Below are 21,833 nucleotides of genomic sequence, written 5' to 3' on the forward strand. Positions count from 1 at the left end.
ATCAGGTCTCGATCCCGCGAGGAGTGAGTGGTGGCAGTCACCGAGGTTGTCCCGGCCGACGGCATGGTGGCCGACGAGGCAGCCCTACCGGGCCCGCGGCGGACGCAGATGCGCGTCCGTAAGCGCGACGGCGGCACCGAACCGGTCGATGTCAACCGGATCGTCCGAGCGGTCGAGCGGTGGACGGCCGGCCTCGCCGACGTCGACCCGCTGCGGGTGGCGACGCGGACGATCAGCGGCCTGTACGACGGCGCGACGACCGCCGAGCTGGACCGGCTGTCCATCCAGACCGCGGCCGAGATGATCGGTGAGGAGCCGCAGTACTCGCGGCTGGCCGCCCGCCTGCTGGCCGGCTACATCGACAAGGAGGTCCGCAGGCAGGGCATCGGCTCGTTCAGCGAGGCGATCCGACGGGGACACGTCGAGGGGCTCATCGGCGACGACACCGCCGCGTTCGTCGCCGCCCATGCCACGCAGCTCGATGACGCCGTCGACCCCCACGGTGACCTGCGGTTCGAGTATTTCGGGTTGCGCACGGTCCACGACCGGTACCTGCTGCGCCACCCGACGAGCCGGCTGGTGGCGGAGACCCCGCAGTACTGGCTGCTGCGGGTGGCCTGCGGCCTGTCCCACGCCCCGGACGAGGTGATCGAGTTCTACCGGTTGATGTCGAGCCTGGCGTACCTGCCGAGTTCGCCGACGCTGTTCAACTCCGGCACCCGGCACACCCAGATGTCCTCCTGCTACCTGGTCGACTCCCCGCGCGACGAGCTGGACTCGATCTACCAGCGGTACGCGCAGGTGGCGAACCTGTCGAAGTTCGCCGGCGGCATCGGCATCGCGTTCTCCCGGGTCCGGTCGCGCGGTGCGCTGATCCGGGGCACCAACGGGCAGTCCAACGGGATCGTGCCGTGGCTGCGGACGCTGGACGCCTCGGTGGCGGCGGTCAACCAGGGCGGCCGGCGCAAGGGCGCGGCCTGCGTCTACCTGGAGCCGTGGCATCCGGACATCGAGGAGTTCCTGCAACTGCGGGACAACACCGGTGAGGACGCCCGGCGCACCCACAACCTGAACCTGGCCAACTGGGTCCCGGACGAGTTCATGCGCCGGGTGGAGGCCGACGGGATGTGGTCGCTGTTCGACCCGGACGTGGTGCCGGAACTGCCGGACCTGTGGGGCGAGGAGTTCGACGCCGCGTACCGGGCGGCCGAGGCGCAGGGCCGGTTCGTGCGGCAGGTGCCGGCGCGGGAGCTGTACGGGCGGATGATGCGGACCCTCGCGCAGACCGGCAACGGGTGGATGACGTTCAAGGACGCCGCGAACCGGTTGTGCAACCAGACCGCCGAGCCGGGCAACGTGGTGCACCTGTCCAACCTGTGCACCGAGATCATCGAGGTGTCCAGCGACGCCGAGACGGCCGTGTGCAACCTCGGCTCGGTCAACCTCGCCGCCCACCTCACCGACGGCGGCATCGACTGGGAGCGGCTGCGCGCCACCGTCCGTACCGCCGTGACGTTCCTCGACCGGGTCATCGACATCAACTACTACCCGACCCCGCAGGCCGCGGCGAGCAACCCCCGCTGGCGGCCCGTCGGCCTCGGCCTGATGGGCCTGCAGGACGTGTTCTTCGCCCTGCGGCTGCCGTTCGACTCCCCGCAGGCCCGGGAGCTGTCCACCCGGATCGGCGAGGAGCTGTACCTGACCGCCCTGGAGACCTCCGCCGACCTGGCGGAACGCCTCGGCGCCCATCCGGCGTTCGCCGAGACCCGGGCGGCGCGAGGCCAGCTCCAGCCGGACCTGTGGGGCGTGACGGGCAGCCAGGCGCAGCGCTGGGGGGCGCTGCGGGAGCGCGTCGCCGCGCACGGCCTGCGCAACTCGCTGCTGGTGGCGATCGCACCGACCGCCACCATCGCCTCCATCGCCGGCTGCTACGAGTGCATCGAGCCGCAGGTGTCGAACCTGTTCAAGCGCGAGACGCTGTCCGGGGAGTTCCTCCAGGTCAACACCGCTCTCGTACGCGAGCTGAAGGCCCTCGGCCTGTGGACCGACCAGGTCCGCTCGGCGATCAAGCGCGCCGACGGATCGGTGCAGGACATCGCGGAACTGCCGGCGGAGGCCCGGCGGTTGTTCCGCACGGCCTGGGAGTTGCCGCAGCGGGCGCTGATCGACCTGGCCGCCGCCCGCGCCCCGTTCATCGACCAGTCACAGTCGCTGAACCTGTTCCTCGCCGCCCCGACGATCGGCAAGCTCTCCTCGATGTACCTGTACGCCTGGAAGGCCGGGCTGAAGAGCACCTACTACCTGCGGTCCCGCCCCGCCACCCGGATCCAGCAGGCCACCGTCGCCCCCGCCGGACCGGTGAGTCCCGTCGGTGCCGCCGGTGCTGCCGGTGTCGTCGCGCCGGCCGTGACCGTGGACGAGGCGGTGGCCTGCTCCCTGGAGAACCCCGAGTCGTGCGAGGCCTGCCAGTGACCGTTCCGACCGACTCCACCGCCAACGACCCGAGGACCACACACATGCTGCTCGACCCGGGGATGGATCTCACCCTCCGCCCGATGCGCTACCCGCACTTCTTCGACCGGTTCCGCGACGCCATCCGCAACACCTGGACCGTGGAGGAGGTCGACCTGCACGCCGACCTCGCCGACCTCGACCGGCTCTCCCCGGCGGAGCGGCACCTGGTGAGCCGCCTCGTCGCGTTCTTCGCCACCGGCGACACCATCGTCGCCAACAACCTGGTGCTGAACCTCTACCAGCACGTGAACTCGCCGGAGGGCCGGCTCTACCTGTCGCGGCAACTGTTCGAGGAGGCCGTGCACGTCCAGTTCTACCTGAACCTGCTCGACACGTACGTGCCCGACGAGGCCGAGCGGTTCGCCGCGTTCGACGCCATCGAGAACATTCCCTCGATCCGGCGTAAGGCCGACTTCTGCTTCCGCTGGATCGACTCCCTCCAGGGCCTGCACGAGCTGCGGTCGAAGCAGGACCGGCGGGTGTTCCTGCTCAACCTGATCTGTTTCGCCGCCTGCATCGAGGGGCTGTTCTTCTACGGCGCCTTCGCCTACGTCTACTTCCTGCGCTCCCGGGGGCTGCTGCACGGCCTGGCCTCCGGCACCAACTGGGTGTTCCGCGACGAGTCCATGCACATGGCCTTCGCCTTCGACGTGGTCGAGACGGTCCGCCGCGAGGAACCGGACCTGTTCGACGACGACCTCGCGGACCAGGTGCGGCTGATGCTCACCGAGGCCGTCGAGTGCGAGGTCCAGTTCGCCGAGGACCTGCTCGGCCAGGGCGTGTCCGGGATGTCCCTGGCCGACATGCGCCAGTACCTCCAGCACGTCGCCGACCGGCGGCTCGCGCAGCTCGGCATCCCCGTCCACTACGGGTCGGCCAACCCGTTCGCGTTCATGGAGTTGCAGGACGTGCAGGAACTGTCCAACTTCTTCGAGCGGCGGGTGTCGGCGTACCAGGTCGGGGTGACCGGCACCGTCGGCTTCGACGACGACTTCTGAGCCGACCGTGACAGGCGAATCCCCAGCAGATGTCGGCGATCTCGCTTCCGCGTCGTGGCCACGTCTGCGGGGGTTCGGATGTTAGTCGATGGTGGGACGGAAGATGATCGCGACGCCGAGGGCTTCGCTGGCCGGTACGACGATCTCGTCCGGTCGGGGCGTGCGGTACGACACCCCTGCGGTCCGTAGATGATGCTCGGTCTGGGCGATGTCGTGTACCGCGACCGTGTACCCCACGAAAGCGGGCAGGGCCGGCGGGCGCTCGCCGGGCAGGACGTCGGGCAGCGCGGACTCGGCGACGACGATCACTGAGGCGTCGCCGAGGTCGAAGGTCCGGGTGGAGCCGTTGCGGTGGGCGGCGCGGCCGAGGTATGTCTCGTAGCGGCGCTCGACATCGGGCAGGGCGTCGTCGGGTACGCACAGCAGGCATCCGATCAGGTCGACGGCGCCGTTGGCGTGTTTCGGGTGCTGCTGCCCCTCGACGGCGGTGTTCTCGGCGATGCCGACCCTGCCCTCGGGCAGCCGGCCGCGTGGCGCGTCCGTCTCGTCGCTGTTGATCTCCAGGTAGCGGGTCGGGACCATCCGGGTGCCGTCAGCGGTTTCGATCGGGCGCTGCACCGCGTGTACGCCGCCGTGCCCGGCGCCTGCGGCGTCTAGCCGCGCGGCGGCGGAGTCGAGGTCCGCGGAGTCGACGACGAGGATGTGCACGCCTTGGAATCGGTCCAGGAAGGCGGCGAGGTTGGCGGCGGTGCCACGGACGGCGGCCAGGAGCCCGGGCAGTCTGTCGTCGGGAACGTCGAGCGGGATCAGGTGGGCGTCGCCGGGGATCGGCTGCCCATCGTCGACGACGGTCACGATCTCGACGAAGTTGCGACGCAGGTAGATGTGGGTGTTCGCCGCGCCGACCGGACGGGGGAGTGCTCCGGGGGCGGTGGGCAAGGTTGGATAGGCCGGCGGTGGCAGGGTGAAGCCAAGCCGCCGGTAGGTCTCGATCGCCGCTGTCATGTCTCGCACGACGAGGCCCACGTGGTGCAGGTCGCTGATGTCCTTGCCCATGCTGGTCACCTCTTTTCGGTTGCTGTGCCGTAGGTGGCGCGGCGGTAGTCGTCGACGTGCCGGTCGAAGACGGCGATGACCCGTGGCGCGGCGGTGGCGAACCGCGCCGGCGGTGGCGGCTTCGCCGGTTCGAACGCGTGGCGCAGGGTGTCGGCCAGTTGGTCGGCCTTGTCCACGAGGGGCAGTGCAACCTCGGGAGCAAGGAGCGGGTCGATGCCGAAGAAGCCGAACATGACTGCGGGCAGGGTGTAGTCCAGATCCTCCGGGCGCAGCCTGGCCCGCAGCAGGCCGTCGTCGGCGAGCACGCCGAGGTACTCACGGGAGGCCAGCAACTTGGCGCTCTGCAGCGGTCGGCGGGCCGGGCTGGACAGAAAACGGTCCAGCACCTCGGCGTCCCGGGTGAAGATCGCGCGCAGCACCGGCCGTGACATCGCTTCCAGGAAGAACCGGCGCATGTACCGGTGCAGCGCGATCTCCTGCGGGTCGTGGCGCATCGCGGTCACCACCTCGCCGAGCATCGCGACTGCCTCCCGGGCGCCGACAGCGAAGAACAGCTGCTCGCGGCTGCGCCAGTGCAGATAGACGGTGCCCTTGCCGACACCGGCGCGTCGGGCGATCTCGTCGATGGTCGCCCGACGGTATCCCCAGCGCAGCAGCAGTTCCTTCGCCGCGTCGAGGATCCGGTCGGCACGCTCGATCTGATCGGTGGGCTGCTGGTCAACCATGACCCCTCCTTGTGACTGATGACCAGATTAGCGCTTTGGTCATCAGTCACAAGGAGGGGGGCTGGCGGCCGTCGCCGACAGGCAGGCGCAGGAGGTGGCGCTGCGGGCGGCAGGCGCTGGCTTCGTCGCCGTAGCGGCGGGCGTGGCGCGGGTGCAAAACGCGATCACGGGCATCCAGGGCGGCCTGGGTGGGCTCGCCGGTTCGATCGGTGAGGCGACGAAGGCCACCACGGCCGTGCCCCACCAAGCCACCCCGCAGGAGACAATCGCCGGGCTGGCGCCTGTGCAGAGCGCCGTGCGCGGCGCCCGCGATGTGGCGGCCGGGGCCATCACCCAGGTCGATGAGGCGCGGCAGCTCGTCACCATGATCCTGCAGGGTGGGCAGCCCGGGCCGCTGCTACAGGCCCTGGACAGCATCAAGCAGGTCCTGGTGCTGGTCGTTGCGCGCACCGGCGGCGCCCGGCAGTCCATCGAAGCGGCGATCGCCGAGGCGCGGCAGTTGGGGTCGTCGGGAAACTGACGAGGGCCGGCGGTCGTCCACCGACCAGCCCCGCCCCGGCTATTACCGGCGGCCCACCCTCGACGGCCCCGACCCTGGACGGTGCCGCTTCCACGGACCCTGACGGAGGAACCCCGTGGAGCAGGCGTCCCACCGGCGGCCCTGGCGGATCGGTCGGCTCAGTTCCGCGATGGCGGCAGGCCGATCGCCGGCTCGGGGTAGTCCGGCAGCTCGATGTTGTTGCTGCGGTCCTCGGCCGTCCTGAGCATCATGGCCATGAGGAGCGGCCGGTTGAGGAGTCCGTTGCGCATCCGCGCCGCCACGGCGGTGTGTGGCGCGAAGAACTTGCCTGTGGTGTCGCCGCCCTTCTGGCAGCGCCGGGCGAAGTCGGCGAGCAGCCGTTCGTAGCGCGGGAACGCGACGGTGTGGTCGCCGTCGGCGGCGGCCAGTTCGCCGGCAAGGACGTACGCCGCGACCACCGCGGTGCCGGTGCCCATCCCGCCGATCGTGGCTCCGCAGGCGGCGTCACCGATTACGGCGATCCGGCCGCTGGACCACGGCGAGATGTCCACCCGGCAGATCGAGTCGAAGTAGAAGTCGGTCGCCTCCTCCAGCGCGTCGAGGAGCCGTGGCACCTTCCAGCCCAGCCCGGCGAACCGCTCGCGGACGATGCCGCGCTGCTGGTCGGAGTCGTGCCGGTCGTAGTCGATCCGGGGCGCGGCGAACACCACGAAGGCGCCCGCCCTGGACGGATCGCGGTGATCGCCACCGATGCTGGCCATCCGGCCGGGGGCGTTGTACAACAACGAGTGTCGGTCGAGTCCGAACTCGTTCGGCAGCCCCCAGGTCGCCACGTAGTAGCCGAGGTGCCGGACGAAGCGCTCCTCCGGCCCGAAGGTCAGCCGGCGTACGGCCGAGTGCACCCCGTCGGCGCCGATCACCAGGTCGAAGGTGCGGCGCGTGCCGCTGGTGAAGGTGACGTCCACGCCCTGCGGCGTGTCGGTCATGGTCGCGATGCTGTCACCGAACAGGTACTCGGTGCTGTCGCGGCTCCGCTCGTAGAGCACCCGGGACAGGTCGAAGCGCGGCACTTCGATGTCGCCGCCGGCGAAGTCGGCCGGCACTTCCATCAGCTTGCGGCCGGTGGCGTCGACGAAGCGCATCGCGGTGCCGCCGGTCTGTACCTCGCGCAGGTCATCGAGTACGCCCATCCGGTCCAGCACGCCCAGGTGGGTCCGGCCGCGGAAGTCGACGCGGTTGCCGCCGGCCCGCAGGCCAGGCGCGATCTCGACGACGGTCGGCCGGAAGCCGTACCGGCCCAGCCAGTACGCCAGCGCCGGCCCCGCAATGCTGGCGCCGGAGATCAGCACGGTCGAATTCTTCATGGCAAGCCCTCCAACAAAAAACAGTGTCCGACGGACACGATTGCTACTGTGTACCATGGAAACAGATTTCGGACAACAACCAGACGCGTGGAGGCCAGGTGCCGAGCGACTTCCTGTGGGAAGGCCGGGCGCAACCGACCCGAGGACCCAAACCCGCCCTGAGCCTCGAACACATCGCCGACGCGGGGATCGCGATCGCCGACGCGGAAGGCCTCGCGGCGGTGACCATGCAGCGGGTGGCCGCCGACCGGGGGTTCACCAAGATGTCCCTCTACCGGTACGTGGCGGGCAAGGGGGAACTCGTGGCGCTCATGGTCGAGCGCGCGATCGGTGTGCCCCCGGCCATCGACCCGGCCGACTGGCGGGCCGCCCTGAAGCAGTGGTCCCACCATCTGCTCGACGCGTACGTGCGACACCCCTGGACGGTGGAGGCGATCCTCGGTCCCCGGGCCATCGGCCCCAATGAACTGAGCTGGATGGAGTGCGCGGTCGGCATCCTGCCGTCCACCGGGCTGACCGGGAGTGAGCGCCTCGACGCGATCGGGGTGCTGGCCAGCCATGTCCGCGCGATCGCCCAGCAGACCATGGTGGGCCGGCAACCCGAAGCGGACCTCACCGCCGAGATCGCCGAGCAGTTGCGCCGCCATGGCGACCGCTTTCCGGCACTGGTCGCGACGATGGCGGCGGCGGCCGCCGACGGCGGGCACGACCAGGCGTTCGAGTTCGGCCTGGACCGGATCCTCGACGGTCTCGATCTCCTGGTCGGCCGGCGCGGCGGCTGAGCGACCAGCGTGGAGGAGGTTGCAGAGATGGCTGTCGAGTTCAGGTTTGCCCTGGCGGGCAACCTCCCCGTGGAACATGTAACCGATCTCGTGGCTGCGGACACCGCCGAGAGGCCGAGGCCGACCGACACCAACCCGCGGTTGTTTAGTGCTCGGCTCTACGAGACGTGCGGATACGCCCTGAGCGTCTACTCGGGAAGCCGCGGCTATTTCGATGCTGAGGACGACAACGGTTCCCGCTGGGAATGGGAGCCGGAGACCTACGTCGACATCGACTACACCGACTCAACGAGGAGCGATAGCCAGTCCGCCACAACGACCGAATCGTTGCCATGCGCCACGGCGTCCTGGCCGGTAGTGGGTCTGTGGAGGTGAAGGTGTTTCCGGCCTGACCCGCCAGGAGTTGTGCCTGGTGAGGATGGTGCCTTCGCCATCACCTTCAGCGACCGCTTCCCAGCCGCTGAAACCTACTAACCAAGATCGCCGGAAACACCCTTAGCGGGACAGGCCTCAACCTGGCGACGAACATCCCAAGCCCGAGCCCGCCGGTCCCACTACCAGCGCAGACAGGCGAAGTGGCGTTGGAGTACTAGTGGGCACAGCCGTGCGTGAAGAACCGGCAATCCGTACTGCTTACGGGTGGGACGGCCCGGTGCCGTTGAGGTCGGCCGCCACGAACAGGGCGACCGCTCGTGTACCCACCCTCAGTTTCCGCCGGGGGCGTGCCGCCCCGATCGGCGGAACCCGGCGCCCCCGCACGATCACCCCGATCACCGCGGCCGGTCGAAGCACCGAAGCGACGGCGGTAAGCATTCCGTACAGGCCTCGACCGGCATGATCGCCGGTCCACTCCGTCTGTTCGCCGTACGGGACGTCGGTCACGACGAGATCCGGTTCGCTGCCTCCGACCGCTGAGGCCAGCGCCGTCGGGTCGAAGACGTCGGCCTGCCGAACGGCATACGGCAGGGGCCCGCCAGCAGCCTCGAGCCGTCGGCTCAACCGTTCCGCCGCGGCCGCGGCCTCGGCGTAGCCGGGCTTGCCGAAGCGTTGAGCCCGCTCGGTCAACTGCGCAGCCCGTGCCGCCAGGCCGCCGTCGGCGAGCAGACCCATATTGGCTTCCGCCAATGTCAATGCCGCGTCGGCGTCGATGTCCGAGGCCAGCAGTTTCGCGATCGACCGCCGGTGCAGAATCCCAAGCACGGTCAGCAGGTAACCGCTGCCGCAGCACGGATCCCACAGGACCACCGGGTCGGTGCCGCCGCGCACGTCGAGCGCGTGCTGGAACACCTCGGACGCGAGCCGCACGGGGAAGGCGGGAAAGCCCGGAGCGGAACGGAGAACCGCCCCGCTTGCGAAATCACCGTAGTCGTCCCGTGTCGTCTCGTACCGATAGCCCACCCTGCTCCGATCTCTCCGCACGCCAGGGTAGCAATCAGTGTGGCGGGTGGTGCAGCTCCTCTACCTACCCGCCAGAAACGGCACGACTACCTTGAAACTGACTATCTGGTCATACCTCGACCCTGCAACCGCCCTGGGCCTTGATCCACTGGTAGGCCCTGGTGATTCCCTCGGCGAGGGCTGTCCGAGCGGTCCAGTTCAACTCCCGGCCGGCCCGGGTCACATCGAGGGCGGAATGCTGAAGCTCGCCGAGGCGGGCGGCCGCGAACACCGGCTGGACTGCCCGGTCGGCCGTCGCGGCGATCACCTCCAGCAACTCGAGGATGCTGGTGGAGGTGCCGGTGCCGATGTTCCACACGCCCGCACCGCCGTGGTCGGCCGTGATCAGGAACGCGTCGACCACGTCGTCCACGTAGACGTAGTCGCGGGTCTGCTTACCGTCGCCGAAGATCGTGGGCCGGCGGCCGGAGAGCAGGTTTCCGCAGAAGATGGAAACCACGCCTGCCTCGCCGGCGGGATCCTGGCGAGGGCCGTAGACGTTGCCGAGTCGCAGGACCGCGTGGGCGGTGCCGTACAGACGGTTGTAGAGGGCCAGGTACTGCTCCGCGCAGTACTTGGCCGCGCCGTACGGCGCCGCCGGTTCCGGGCGGGCGTCCTCGGGGGACGGGATCGCGTTGATCGCCCCGTACAGGGCTCCGCCGGTGGAGGCGAACACCACCCGGGCCCCGACGATCCGGGCCGCCTCCAGCACGTTGACGGTGCCGAGGACGTTGACCCCGGTGTCGCCACTGGCATCCGCGACCGAGGTACGGACGTCGGCTTGCGCGGCGAGGTGGCAGATCAGGTCCGGACGGGCGTCCGCCACGAGTGCGGCGAGAGCCTTCCCGTCGGTGATGGACTCCTGATGGAAGGCGGCACGGATGGCCAGCCGGTCGCCCCGGCCGGTGGAGAGGTCGTCGACCACGGTGACGGTGTCGCCGCGCTCCAGCAGGGCGTCAACCAGGTGCGAGCCGATGAAGCCGGCGCCACCTGTCACGAGGACGCGCATGGACGGCGATCCGTGGCGGAGAACGGGGGCGTCGCCGCAAGAGCCGGCCGGACTTCATGCGCGGCGGCCATGACGCCCAGGTGGCCAGTGGTCCGCCCGGCGATCGCGAGGGGCGTCGGTCCAAAAGAAATTGACTTCGTTGGCCCTGCGATAAACAGTATCTTCACGAGGCCCTCCGTGTGTGTCCGCCGAATGTATATGGAAACGGGTCGCCGGCACAGGCCGGAAACGGTCCCGCATTGAAGCTCGAGTGATACGCCTAGACTTCACCGCCACCGGCTACTGGATGGCGCTACGCTAACCGGTACCCACACATTCGCGGGCCACATGTGCGTTGGCGTCGTTCCCGACCGTCAGCCACGCAATGGTGGTTTCGGTCGTGCGTACGTGACCAGGGCCGGAATAGCGCAAAAGGAAGCGGGCGATGGCTACAGACACGGCGAATTCGTCGGTGGCGGGAGACCTGCGGGCACCGATCACACCGGAAGGCCGCACTATGGTCGACCTGCTGACCGGCGTACTCCCGCAGATCCGGTCGGAGGCCGGTGACAACGACCGGGACGGCACGTTCCCGGTCGAGGTGTTCGGACAGCTGGCCAAGCTCGGCCTGATGGGCGCGACCGTGCCTACCGCGCTCGGCGGGCTCGGGGTCCACCGGTTGTACGACGTCGCCGTCGCCCTGATGCGCCTGGCCCAGGCGGACGCCTCCACCGCCCTGGCCCTGCACGTCCAGCTCAGCCGCGGGCTCACCCTGACCTACGAATGGCTGCACGGCTCCCCGCCGGTACGGGCGCTGGCCGAGCGGTTGCTGCGGGCCATGGCGACGGGGGAGGCCGCCGTCTGCGGGGCCCTGAAGGACGCGCCGGGCGTCGTCACCGAACTGACCGCCGACGGTTCCGGCGGCTGGTTGCTCAACGGCCGCAAGATCCTGGTCAGCATGGCACCGATCGGTACCCACTTCTTCGTGCACGCCCAGCGCCGTGACGCCGACGGCAACGTGTTGCTGTCCGTTCCGATAGTGCGACGCGACGCGCCTGGGCTGACCGTCGGCACGCACTGGGACGGCCTCGGCATGCGGGCCTCCGGCACCCTCGACGTCAGCTTCCACGACTGTCCGGTCGCCGCCGACCACGTTCTCGACCGCGGACCGGCCGGCGCGCGTCGTGACGCCGTCCTGGCCGGGCAGACGGTCAGCTCGATCACCATGCTCGGGATCTACGCCGGTGTCGCGCAGGCCGCGCGGGACCTCGCCGTCGAGATGTGCGCGCGCCGTCGATCGCAGCCGGCGGCCGCCGTCCTCGCCCTGGTGGCCGGCATCGACACGCGGCTGTACACGCTCCGGGCCGTCGCCGGCACCGCGCTGCTCAACGCGGACCTCCTGGCCGCGGACCTGACCGGCGATCTCGACGAGCGCGGGCGCGGGATGATGACCCCGTTCCAGTACGCGAAGATGACCGTCAACGAACTGGCCCCGGCGGTCGTCGACGACTGCCTCTCACTGGTCGGCGGCCAGGCGTACGCCGGGCAGCACCCGTTGGCACGGCTCTACCGCGACGTCCGGGCCGGTGGCTTCATGCAGCCCTACAGCTATGTGGATGGCGTCGACTACCTGAGCGGCCAGGCGCTGGGTGCAAACCGGGACAACGACTACATGAGCGTTCGGGCGCTCCGCTCCCCAACTCCGGCGGGAGAAAGGTGAACATGACCATCCGAGTGTGGGACTATCTGCCGGAATACGAGAAGGAACGGGCCGACCTGCTCGACGCGGTGGAGACGGTCTTCGGGTCGGGCAACCTCGTGCTCGGCCGCAGCGTGCGCGGCTTCGAAAGCGAGTTCGCCGCGTACCACGACGTGGCGCACTGCGTCACGGTGGACAACGGCACCAACGCGATCAAGCTGGCCCTGCAGGCGTTGGGCGTGGGGCCCGGCGACGAGGTGGTCACTGTCGCCAACACGGCGGCGCCGACCGTGCTGGCGATCGACGCCGTCGGCGCGATCCCGGTCTTCGTGGACATCCGGCCGGACGACTACCTGATGGACACCACCCAGGTGGCCGACGTGATCACGCCCGCGACCAAGGCTCTGCTGCCCGTCCACCTGTACGGCCAATGCGTGGAGATGGCACCGCTGGAGCGGCTGGCCCGCGAGCACGGGCTGCTGGTGCTGGAGGACTGCGCGCAGTCGCACGGCGCGCGGCACGCAGGGCGGCTCGCCGGGACCATGGGCGACGCGGCGGCCTTCTCCTTCTATCCGACCAAGGTGCTGGGCGCATACGGTGACGGCGGCGCCGTGCTCACCGGTAGTGAGACCGTGGACCGTGACCTGCGCCAACTGCGCTACTACGGCATGGAGAGCGTGTACTACGTCGTGCAGACGCCCGGTCACAACAGCCGGCTGGACGAGGTGCAGGCGGAGATACTCCGGCGCAAGCTGGGCCGGCTCGACGAGTACATCGCCGGGCGCCGCGCGGTGGCCGAGCGCTACGCCGCCGGGCTGGGCGACATCGCCGACGCGACGGGGCTCGTCCTACCCACCCTCGCCGACGCCAACGACCACGTCTTCTACCTTTACGTCGTCCGTCATCCGCAACGGGACGCGATCCTGGATCAACTGAACCGGCGTGGGATCACGCTGAACATCAGTTACCCGTGGCCGGTGCACACCATGACCGGCTTCTCGAAGCTCGGCTATGCCGCCGGATCGCTGCCGGTCACCGAACGGGTCGCCGACGAGATCTTCTCCCTGCCCATGTACCCGTCACTGCCGGTCGATGTGCAGGAAACGGTGATAGGTGCATTGCGCGACGTACTCACGACGCTCTGAGCCGCCGGTAGCACTGGAGGAAAGCCACCCATGATCAGCCCAGCCGACCGGGCACGGCCACGAGCCACCTGCCGTGCCTGCGGTGGAACTGTCGTGCAGTTCCTCGACCTCGGCCGCCAGCCACTGTCCGACCGCTTCCTGACTGAACAGGAGATCCAGCAGGAGTACTTCTTCCATCTCGCCGTCGGCGCCTGCGAGACGTGCACGATGGTGCAGCTCATGCAGGATGTCCCCCGGGAGCGGATGTTCCACGAGGACTATCCGTACTACTCGTCCGGTTCCGCGGTCATGCAGAAGCACTTCGCGGACACCGCCCGGCAACTGTTGGAGACGGAGGCCGCCGGCCCGGATCCGTTCGTGGTCGAGATCGGCTGCAACGACGGGGTGATGCTGCGGACCGTGCACGAGGCTGGCGTCCGGCACCTGGGCTTCGAACCGTCGGGCAAGGTCGCGGAAGCGGCAAGGGCCAAGGGCCTTCGGGTACGCGGGGACTTCTTCGAGGAGTCCACCGCCCGTGAGGTACGCGAGAGCGACGGCCCCGCGGATGTGATCTTCGCGGCGAACACCATCTGCCACATCCCGTACCTTGATTCGATCCTGCGGGGTGTCGACGCGCTGCTCGGGCCGGACGGCGTCTTCGTCTTCGAGGACCCGTACCTGGGCGACATTCTGTCGAAGACGTCGTTCGACCAGATCTACGACGAGCACTTCTTCCTGTTCTCGGCGCGCTCCGTGCAGGCGTTGGCCGCGTCGTCCGGGTTCGAGCTGGTCGACGTGGACCGGCTGGCCGTGCATGGCGGCGAGGTCCGGTACACGCTGGCCCGCGCGGGTGCGCGCCGCCCAGCGGACCGGGTGGCCGCACTGATCGCCGAGGAGGACGCGGGCGGTGTCGCGACGCTGGCCCGGCTGGACCAGTTCGCCGCCCAGGTCGGCCGGATCCGCGACGACCTGCGGGCGTTGCTCGAACGGTTGACGGCGGAGGGCAAACGGGTGGTCGCCTACGGGGCGACCGCCAAGAGTGCGACCGTGACGAACTTCTGCGGCATCGGCCCGGACCTGGTGTCACGGGTGTACGACACGACGCCCGCCAAACAGGGCCGCCTGACCCCGGGCACGCACATCCCGGTTCGGGCGGCGGACGAGTTCTCGGCCGACCCGGCGGACTACGCGCTGCTCTTCGCATGGAACCACGCCGATGAAATCATGGCGAGAGAGCAGGCGTTCCGGCAGGCCGGCGGGGCCTGGATCCTGTACGTCCCGCACGTACACGTGCGGGATTGAGCGATCCGTGCAGGTAGCAGCCGAACTGGCCGTCAAGGGCGCATACGTCTTCACCCCGCGTGTCTTTCCCGACACGCGGGGGGTCTTCCTGTCCCCGTACCTGGAATCGACCTTCACCGAGACACTCGGATATCCGTTGTTCCCCGTGGCGCAGACCAGTTACAGCGTCTCCCGCCGCGGCGTCGTCCGCGGGCTGCACTACACCACGACGCCGCCCGGCGCGGCCAAGTTCGTCTCGTGCCCGTATGGCCGGGTCCTCGACGTGGTGCTCGACGTCCGGGTCGGGTCGCCGACCTTCGGGCGCTGGGACAGCGTGGTCCTCGACTCTCAGGACTTCAGGTCGCTGTACCTGCCGACGGGGGTGGCGCACATGTTCGTCGCGCTGGTGGACGACACGGTGATGTCGTACCTGCTCTCCACGGAGTACGTCTTCGAGAACGAGCGGGCGTTGTCACCGCTCGACGACACGCTCGGCCTACCCGTTCCCGCCGACATCGAGCCGATCCTGTCGGACCGGGACCGAACCGCGATCACCTTCGCCCAGGCCCACGCGGCCGGGGTGCTTCCTCGATACGAGATCTGCGCCGAGATCGAGGCGCGTCTTGCTCAGTGACCGCACGGTCCGGCGTAGACCGTGCAGAAGACCCACCCGGGCATGCCATCCGGTCAGGGCGGTGAACGCGGATGCGTCGACCACCAGACTGTGGAAGTCGGTCTGCCGGGCACTGGCGGGCGGCGCGACGGAAACGACCGGCACCGGCGGACGCCCCGTCTCCTCCGCGACCAGTGCGGCGATCGCACGGAAAAGGTCGCCGACCGGTTCGCCGTGGCGGTTGCCGAGCGGCCAGTGCCGGCCGACGAGCGCATCGGCATGGTCGAGGGCGGCGACGAAGGCGGTCGCCGCGTCGTCCACGTAGAGCAGCTCTCGCTGGATGGTGCCGTCGTGCCACATGGTCAGGGGTTCACCGGCGAGCGCACGGCGGATCATCGTCGACACGACCCCACGGTCGTCGCCGCCACTCGGCCGGGCCGGCCCGAAGACCGTGGGCAGGCGCAGCGTGACTCCGCGTAGGATGCCATCGGCAGAGGCCTGGTCGAGCAGCGCTTCGGCGGCCACCTTCTGCCGGTCGTATCCGGTTTCCGGGTGGTCGGGTTCGGTGCCGTCGATGGGCGTCCGGTGCGCCCGGCCAACCTGCGATGCCGAGCCGGCGAAGACGACCACCGGTGGCCCGGTCCCGGCCCGCGCACCCTCGACCAGGTCACGGACCACGCCGACGTTCACCCGCGCCGCGGTGCTGTCGCCGTCGGCGCCGCGCCACCCGGCGGTGTTGAGCACCAGGTTGATCACGGCGTCCGCGCCCTCAACTGCCGCCGCGACCGCGCCTGCCTCGGTGAGGTCGGCGGTGACCACCTCGAAATCAGCGGCGACCGACTTCGGTACCACAGCGGATCGGCGGGACACCGCCCGAACGGTGACCGGGCGGTCGGCCAGCGCGGTCAGGACGGCCGATCCCACGAACCCGGAGGCGCCGAGCACCGCGATCAGCGGGCGGTCCGTCATCGCCCGGCAGCTCCGGACCGGTACAGCGCCTGCCAGTAGAAGCTCCACGGGACGGCCCTCGCATCGGCGAGCAGCACCCAGTCGCGGTCCGGCCGATAGGCGTCGATGAACCGGCGGGACTGCGCCGCAACGGCGCCGTCGTCGAAGATGTCCACGATGTCCCGCAGCGGGCCGGTCCGCAGCGCGAGCTGGACGACCGCATCGCCCTGCGAGTGCCCGTCCAGGCTCTTGTCGAGGTACTTGCCGACCGGGTTGTTGACGTACAGGTGGTCGGCATGGGTAGCGATGAGGTTTAGGTAGGCGCCGACGGTGTCGGGGGTCATCTCCGCGAACGAGTCGATGTTGATGGCCAGGTCGAACCGGAGCTCACGCAGGGCACCGGCGGCCTCCGCCTGGTCGACGCAGTGAAGATGGACCTTGGCAAGCTGCTCGTCGGTCAGCACCACTCCGAGGTAGCGGCTGGCCAGATCGAGCGAATTCTCCAGATCGACGATGTGGTACGCGGCGATCTCGTGGTTGGACAGCAGCGCGTGGCAGGTCCGCCCGTAGCCGGCACCGATCTCCAGGATGCTCGCACCGTCGAGGGTCATTCGGCTCTCGATGAACTCCACCTCGAGCACCGCCTGCAGGTAGTCCATGCAGACCGCTTCGCCGTCGTAGGTGATCGAGAACGGATCGCCGACCTCGCGGTTGGCGATGCGGCGCAGCCGGGCCCAGTTGGCCGGGCTGAAACCCGCCGCGAGGGTGAAGATGAGCGTTTTCAGGTATCGCACACCGTTGACCCGCGGGTCCCAGAGTGCCAGCTTGTAATTGACCTCGCTGGACTTGAAGTTGCTCAGATCGCCGACAGCCTCCCTGGTGACCTGGGTGTTGTTGTAGAGCTCCCAGAGCGGGCTGCGGCCGTACGTCTGGCTCATGTGCTCCCCTGCCGGATCGAATCACCGATGGTGACCGTACCGGCTATTTGTTAGCGGTTCGCCTAGAGCCGCCTTTCAAGATCATGGTTGACGTTCGAGGTTGCGGCGGCGTGTGTGGTGGGGTCGTCGGAGGACGTCTGATTCACGTATTTCGCCGGTTATGCGGGTTTAGTTGTATCGATAGGTTGGGGTGGTTTCGGCGGTGAGTCGTTTGGCGAAGTTGTCGATCATGGCGATGATGATCAAGCTGGCGGAGTTGTCGGGTCGGGCTTCGTAGTCGCATTGCAGATTCCGTCTGACGTAGGACCGGCTACGTCACGGCGATTAGCGTCGAGACCGTCCGTCGTGTCCTGCACGAACGTGGCGTGTCGTGGCAGGCTACCAAGACGTGGAAGGCCAACACCTACCCTGACCTCACCACCAAGATGCGTCGTATCCTCGACCTCTACGACCACCCGCCCGCCGACGGCAGGGTGCTCTGCGTGGACGAGCTTGGGCCACTGAACCTGCAACCCCGCCCCGGCCGGGCCTGGCGCCCCCAGGGCCCACCAGTTCGGCTACGGGCCACCTACACCCGTGACCAGGGTGTACGGCACCTGATCGCCGCCTTGGACCTGGCCACCGGAAAGCTGCACTACCGCATCCGGGACCGCAAACGCTGGCGCGAGCTTCTGGCCTTCCTCAAGACCCTGCGCCGCCGCTGGCCCGACCAAGCTGTACCTCATCGTGGACAACTTCTCCCCACACAAGCACCCCGAGGTCCGCACCTGGTGCGCCACCAACCAGGTCGACCTGGTCTTCCTGCCCACGTACGCGTCGTGGCTGAACTGGATCGAGGCGGAGTTCGCCGCAGTGCGGTACTTCGCCCTCAACGGCACCGACCACCGCACCCACGCCGAACAGGACGCCGCCAACGCCGCCTACATCCGCTGGCGCAACCAACGCGCCACACCGAAAGCCGGATTCGCCACCGGATCCAAGATCCGCCACACGGATTACCCGTTCAAGGCTGCATGACGAGGCACTAGTGAGCTCCCTATATTGCATTCGAGAAGGGTGATTCCTGCCTTATCTTCGAGTACCGTGAGCCACGGCAACGAGACATGACTTTCCTCGGGGCAACCCGGTAGTTCGCCATCCTTCGACGCGATCACATCGAGGGTTGGTCACAGGGGCTGGAGATTATCCTGACTAGGCGAGCGCTGATCACAGGGATTACCGGTCAGGACGGTACCTATCTTGCGCGGCACCTCCTGGCCGCTGGATATGACGTCTATGGAATGGTGCGGGGCCAGAATTCGCCGAGCGCGCGCTGCGGTCGGCAAGTGCACCCGGAAGTCAGGCTTGTCAACGGCGACCTGATGGACCAGTCGAGCCTGATCTCGGCGGTGGAGAAGGTTCAACCGGACGAGATCTACAACCTCGGTGCGCTGTCCTACGTCCCTACCTCGTGGCAGCAGCCCACCACCACTGCGGAGATCACCGGGATGGGCGTGCTGCGCATGCTCGAAGCCGTCCGGATCGTTGCGGGTATCACCAGCTCGCGTACCCCCGGCCCGGGTCAGACACGCTTTTATCAGGCCTCGTCGTCGGAGATGTTCGGCAAGGTGTCGGAGACTCCCCAAAATGAGCTGACGCCCTTTCATCCACGCAGTCCGTATGGCGTCGCTAAAGCGTTCGGTCACTACACGGTGCAGAACTACCGCGAGTCGTACGGCATATTCGCGGTTTCCGGCATGCTTTTCAACCATGAATCACCCATCCGCGGACCGGAGTTCGTGACGCGAAAGGTGTCGCTGGGCGCGGCGGCCGTGAAACTGGGGCTACGGGACTCGTTGCGACTGGGCAATCTGAAGGCCGAGCGAGATTGGGGTTTCGCCGGCGACTACGTCCGCGGCATGACGCTGATGCTCGCCCAGGACGAGCCTGACGACTACGTCCTGGGTACGGGAATCGCGCACAGCGTGCGTGAACTGGTCGAGCTGGCCTTCGCCCATGTCGATCTGGACTGGCGTGACCACGTCGTTCTCGACGAGGCGCTCGAGCGTCCGGCCGAGGTCGACCTGCTCTGCGCCGACGCGACGAAGGCCCAGCAGCGGCTCGGCTGGAAACCGACGGTCTACTTCGAGGAGCTGGTCGCGATGATGGTCGACAGCGATCTCAGTCTGCTGTCAAGTCCGCAGTGCAGTGGAGGCGGCGTCATTCGCGAGCTGGCCGATCTGTGGTGAGCGAGCTGCCCGCGTTGTCCGAGGGCAAGCTGATGACGTCGGCGGAAGACCCGATGGAGTGGTTGGAGCCGGCGGCGGGCGGTGTGAGCCCCGCCTTCCGGTCCTGGTTCGCCGAACGGTCGACGATGACCTCCTGCCGGGTGGAACGAACGCCGCTGGACGAACTGCGCGGTTGGTCGTTCGACGAAACCACCGGCAACCTGGCGCACGAGAGCGGCCGATTCTTCGTGGTCGAGGGCGTGCACGTGCGAACGACGTACGGTGCGGTGGCGGAGTGGTACCAGCCGATCATCAACCAGCCGGAGATCGGCATTCTCGGCATGTTGATGAAGTTCGTCGACGGCGTCCCGCACTGCTTGTTGCAGGCGAAGGTCGAGCCGGGCAACATCAACATGATACAACTGTCGCCCACCGTCCAGGCGACCCGCAGCAACTACACGCGGGTCCACGGGGGAGGCGGCACGAGATATCTCGAATACTTCACCCGGCCGGGCGCCGGGCGGGTCCTGGTCGACGTGTTGCAGTCCGAGCAGGGCTCCTGGTTCCTGCACAAACGGAACCGCAACATGGTCGTTCTGGCTGACGACGTGCCGCCCTCCGACTACCACTACTGGCTGCCGCTGCACGAGGTTCGGCGACTCCTGCGGGTCGACGCTTTGGTCAACATGGACACCCGCACGGTGCTGTCCTGCCTGCCGTCCACCTTTTTCGCCGGTTCGGGGGTGACCCCCGTGAACGACGCCATGGCCGCCGCGCTGGCCCGGTCCGCCAGTGGTGACGGTCCGTCGTACCACGCCACGGAGGCGGTGCTGAGCTGGTTCACCGAGGCCAAGAGTCGGCACGAGCTGGCGGTGAGCCGGATCCCGCTCCGCGATCTGCGCGGCTGGCGGCGCACGCCGTATGAGATCTCCCGCGAGGACGGGCAACACTTCAGCATCGTCGGGGTCACCGTACGCATCAACAACCGTGAGGTCACCGAGTGGAGTCAACCACTGCTGCATCCGCGGCAGCGGGGGATCGCCGCATTCGCACTCAAGGTCATCAATGGGGTGGCGCACGTGCTGGTGCACGCCCGGTTCCAGGTGGGGCTGCTGGATGCCATGGAGATGGGGCCCACGGTCCAGTGCACGCCGAATTCGGGTGCCGATCAGCGGCCCCCTTTCCTCGACCTGATACTCAACGCTCCGAGCGAGCGGATCCTGTTCGACACCGTACTCGCGGAGGAGGGCGGCCGGTTCTACCGCGCGGAGAACCGCTACATGTTGGTGGAGGTCGACGACGACATCCCGGTGGTGCCGGACACCTTCTGCTGGGTCGCCGTCCATCAGCTCGCCACGCTGTTGCGGCATGGCTACTACCTCAACGTCGAAGCACGCAGTCTGCTTGCCTGCCTGCACAGTCTGTGGTGAGCGAGGTGCCCGAGCGAGCAGTGGTGAACGATCCGATCCGGTTCGGCGTACTGGGATGTGCCGACATCGCACGGCGGCGGACCCTGCCGGCGATCGTGCGCGAGCCGATGACCGAACTGGTCGCCGTCGCGGCCCGGGAACAGGCGAAGGCCCGCGCGTTCGCCGGTCAATTCGGCTGCGAGGCGGCCGCCGATTACCGCTCGCTGCTGAGCCGGCCGGACGTGGACGCGGTATATATTCCCTTGCCCGCCGGGTTGCACCACGAATGGGTCGGCCGAGCGCTTGAGGCCGGTAAGCATGTCCTGGTGGAGAAGCCATTGACCACGCGGTACGCCCACACCGTGGCGATGGTGGAGAGCGCCCGGTCCCTCGGCCTTGCTCTGATGGAGAATCTGACCTTTCTCCGGCATGGTCTGCACAGCGCCGTCCGGGAGCTGCTGGAGGGCGGCGAGATCGGTGAACTGCGGGAGATCAACGCCGCGTTCGGATTCCCTCCACTCGGCCCGGATGACATCCGGTACCGGCCGGATCTGGGCGGTGGGGCATTGCTCGACACCGGCATGTATCCGCTGAGCGCCGCCCGTCTCTTTCTCGGTCCCGAGCTGGAGGTGGTCGGCGCGACGCTGAAACTGGATCCCGAACGCGGTGTCGATGTGTCGGGTAGCGCCCTGCTGTGCACTCCGGACGGCCGGACCGCCCAGTTGACCTTCGGCTTCGAGCACGCGTACCGGTCAGACTATGTGCTATGGGGCAGTGAGGGGCGAATCGTTGTCGAACGTGCCTATACGCCCCCTGCTATGCGGCGACCCGTGATCCGGTTGGAGCACGAGGAGGTCATTCGGGAACTGACCCTTCCGCCGGAGGATCAATTCGCCAACACGCTGCGTGCCTTCGTCGGTGCCGTTGCCGCCGCGGCTCAACGGGCCGCTGAGACGGTGGAGATCTGTGCCCGGGCCCGGTTGATCGACGAAATTCGGGTGAAAGCAGGGCAATCGCGCGTGCGGCTGCCCTACGAGGTCTGAATCGCAACGAGACGACGGCCGCATCGGAGGCGCCCCGCCTCGGCCGGCGGCTGGCTCCCTGGTGGGGATCCCGCAGACCGGGCGAAACGTTCGGACGGTTCGAAAGCCGTCTTACCCTTCTAGCGGGCGAGAATGGCGAAAGCGCCTCATTTAACGAACGGCCGGAGTGCCGGAGACTAAGGGCTTC

The 21,833-nt window shown here is 68.4% G+C and carries 17 protein-coding genes and 3 pseudogenes; 13 read left to right on the top strand and 7 right to left on the bottom strand.

All coding sequences use genetic code 11. From position 1 onward, the window contains the following. The first annotated feature begins 63 nt into the window (after window positions 1-63). A complete protein-coding gene (locus tag GVV04_RS18475; protein WP_161689463.1) occupies window positions 64-2,472 on the top strand; it encodes a ribonucleoside-diphosphate reductase subunit alpha in 2,409 nt (802 codons plus the stop codon). Window positions 2,473-2,516: 44 nt separating this feature from the next. Next, entirely contained in the window at window positions 2,517-3,512 is a 996-nt protein-coding gene (locus GVV04_RS18480) for a ribonucleotide-diphosphate reductase subunit beta (RefSeq protein WP_161689464.1), read from the top strand. An 81-nt stretch (window positions 3,513-3,593) separates the two neighbouring features. Here GVV04_RS18480 and GVV04_RS18485 read toward each other — a convergent pair whose 3' ends face one another. Both GVV04_RS18485 and GVV04_RS18490 read right to left on the bottom strand, forming a co-directional pair. Beyond that, entirely contained in the window at window positions 3,594-4,568 is a 975-nt protein-coding gene (locus GVV04_RS18485) for a VOC family protein (protein ID WP_201753600.1), read from the bottom strand. 5 nt (window positions 4,569-4,573) lie between these two features. Next, the gene (locus GVV04_RS18490; protein WP_161689251.1) at window positions 4,574-5,293 is read right to left on the bottom strand and encodes a TetR/AcrR family transcriptional regulator; all 720 of its coding nucleotides are present in this window, start codon (window positions 5,291-5,293) and stop codon (window positions 4,574-4,576) included. Between the two features lie 58 nt (window positions 5,294-5,351). Here GVV04_RS18490 and GVV04_RS18495 point away from each other — a divergent pair. Beyond that, window positions 5,352-5,813 (top strand): annotated as a pseudogene (locus GVV04_RS18495) (DUF6244 family protein); the annotation flags it as partial. 158 nt (window positions 5,814-5,971) lie between these two features. Here GVV04_RS18495 and GVV04_RS18500 read toward each other — a convergent pair. Further along, the gene (locus GVV04_RS18500) at window positions 5,972-7,177 is read right to left on the bottom strand and encodes an FAD-dependent monooxygenase (protein ID WP_161689252.1); all 1,206 of its coding nucleotides are present in this window, start codon (window positions 7,175-7,177) and stop codon (window positions 5,972-5,974) included. 98 nt (window positions 7,178-7,275) lie between these two features. Between GVV04_RS18500 and GVV04_RS18505 the strand changes: the two genes are divergently transcribed. Continuing rightward, complete coding sequence (locus GVV04_RS18505) at window positions 7,276-7,959, top strand: TetR/AcrR family transcriptional regulator (protein WP_161689254.1); 684 nt, start codon at window positions 7,276-7,278, stop codon at window positions 7,957-7,959. A gap of 27 nt (window positions 7,960-7,986) precedes the next feature. Continuing rightward, window positions 7,987-8,259, top strand: a pseudogene (locus tag GVV04_RS18510) (SitI3 family protein); the annotation flags it as partial. A 333-nt stretch (window positions 8,260-8,592) separates the two neighbouring features. Here GVV04_RS18510 and GVV04_RS18515 read toward each other — a convergent pair. After that, window positions 8,593-9,357, bottom strand: a complete 765-nt coding sequence (locus GVV04_RS18515; protein ID WP_161689255.1) for an rRNA methyltransferase — start codon at window positions 9,355-9,357, stop codon at window positions 8,593-8,595. 109 nt (window positions 9,358-9,466) lie between these two features. Then, the gene (locus GVV04_RS18520; protein WP_161689257.1) at window positions 9,467-10,405 is read right to left on the bottom strand and encodes an NAD-dependent epimerase/dehydratase family protein; all 939 of its coding nucleotides are present in this window, start codon (window positions 10,403-10,405) and stop codon (window positions 9,467-9,469) included. A 424-nt stretch (window positions 10,406-10,829) separates the two neighbouring features. Between GVV04_RS18520 and evdC the strand changes: the two genes are divergently transcribed. From evdC to GVV04_RS33220, 4 genes and pseudogenes are all read left to right on the top strand, one after another. Further along, window positions 10,830-12,104, top strand: coding sequence for an L-evernosamine nitrososynthase (gene evdC / locus GVV04_RS18525; RefSeq protein WP_161689259.1), 1,275 nt, complete (start codon window positions 10,830-10,832; stop codon window positions 12,102-12,104). Between the two features lie 2 nt (window positions 12,105-12,106). Then, window positions 12,107-13,228, top strand: a complete 1,122-nt coding sequence (locus GVV04_RS18530) for a DegT/DnrJ/EryC1/StrS family aminotransferase (RefSeq protein ID WP_161689261.1) — start codon at window positions 12,107-12,109, stop codon at window positions 13,226-13,228. Between the two features lie 30 nt (window positions 13,229-13,258). Then, window positions 13,259-14,509: a class I SAM-dependent methyltransferase gene (locus GVV04_RS18535; protein WP_161689262.1), complete on the top strand. Its 1,251-nt coding sequence runs from the start codon at window positions 13,259-13,261 to the stop codon at window positions 14,507-14,509. Continuing rightward, window positions 14,424-14,990, top strand: a pseudogene (locus tag GVV04_RS33220) (dTDP-4-dehydrorhamnose 3,5-epimerase family protein); the annotation flags it as partial. The gene GVV04_RS18535 and the pseudogene GVV04_RS33220, both read left to right, overlap by 86 nt. On the opposite strand, the gene GVV04_RS18545 reads toward GVV04_RS33220, so the two are convergent. Then, on the bottom strand, window positions 14,985-16,070 hold the full coding sequence (locus GVV04_RS18545) for an NAD-dependent epimerase/dehydratase family protein (RefSeq protein ID WP_161689263.1): 1,086 nt from the start codon (window positions 16,068-16,070) through the stop codon (window positions 14,985-14,987). The pseudogene GVV04_RS33220 and the gene GVV04_RS18545 overlap by 6 nt on opposite strands. After that, window positions 16,067-16,987, bottom strand: coding sequence for a putative sugar O-methyltransferase (locus tag GVV04_RS18550; protein WP_161689264.1), 921 nt, complete (start codon window positions 16,985-16,987; stop codon window positions 16,067-16,069). Before GVV04_RS18550 ends, GVV04_RS18545 begins: the two co-directional genes overlap by 4 nt. A gap of 726 nt (window positions 16,988-17,713) precedes the next feature. On the opposite strand from GVV04_RS18550, the gene GVV04_RS18555 reads away from it, so the two are divergent. The 4 genes from GVV04_RS18555 to GVV04_RS18570 all read left to right on the top strand — a co-directional run bounded on the left by GVV04_RS18555 (window position 17,714) and on the right by GVV04_RS18570 (window position 21,646). After that, complete coding sequence (locus GVV04_RS18555; RefSeq protein ID WP_328822441.1) at window positions 17,714-18,004, top strand: transposase; 291 nt, start codon at window positions 17,714-17,716, stop codon at window positions 18,002-18,004. Between the two features lie 188 nt (window positions 18,005-18,192). Beyond that, entirely contained in the window at window positions 18,193-19,215 is a 1,023-nt protein-coding gene (locus GVV04_RS18560) for a GDP-mannose 4,6-dehydratase (protein WP_328822460.1), read from the top strand. Beyond that, entirely contained in the window at window positions 19,212-20,624 is a 1,413-nt protein-coding gene (locus GVV04_RS18565) for an NDP-hexose 2,3-dehydratase family protein (protein ID WP_328822442.1), read from the top strand. Before GVV04_RS18560 ends, GVV04_RS18565 begins: the two co-directional genes overlap by 4 nt. Further along, the gene (locus GVV04_RS18570; RefSeq protein ID WP_328822443.1) at window positions 20,621-21,646 is read left to right on the top strand and encodes a Gfo/Idh/MocA family protein; all 1,026 of its coding nucleotides are present in this window, start codon (window positions 20,621-20,623) and stop codon (window positions 21,644-21,646) included. Before GVV04_RS18565 ends, GVV04_RS18570 begins: the two co-directional genes overlap by 4 nt. Window positions 21,647-21,833: the final 187 nt, after the last annotated feature.

This window comes from Micromonospora rubida (assembly GCF_009908295.1).
In the GTDB taxonomy this organism is placed as follows: domain Bacteria; phylum Actinomycetota; class Actinomycetes; order Mycobacteriales; family Micromonosporaceae; genus Micromonospora; species Micromonospora rubida.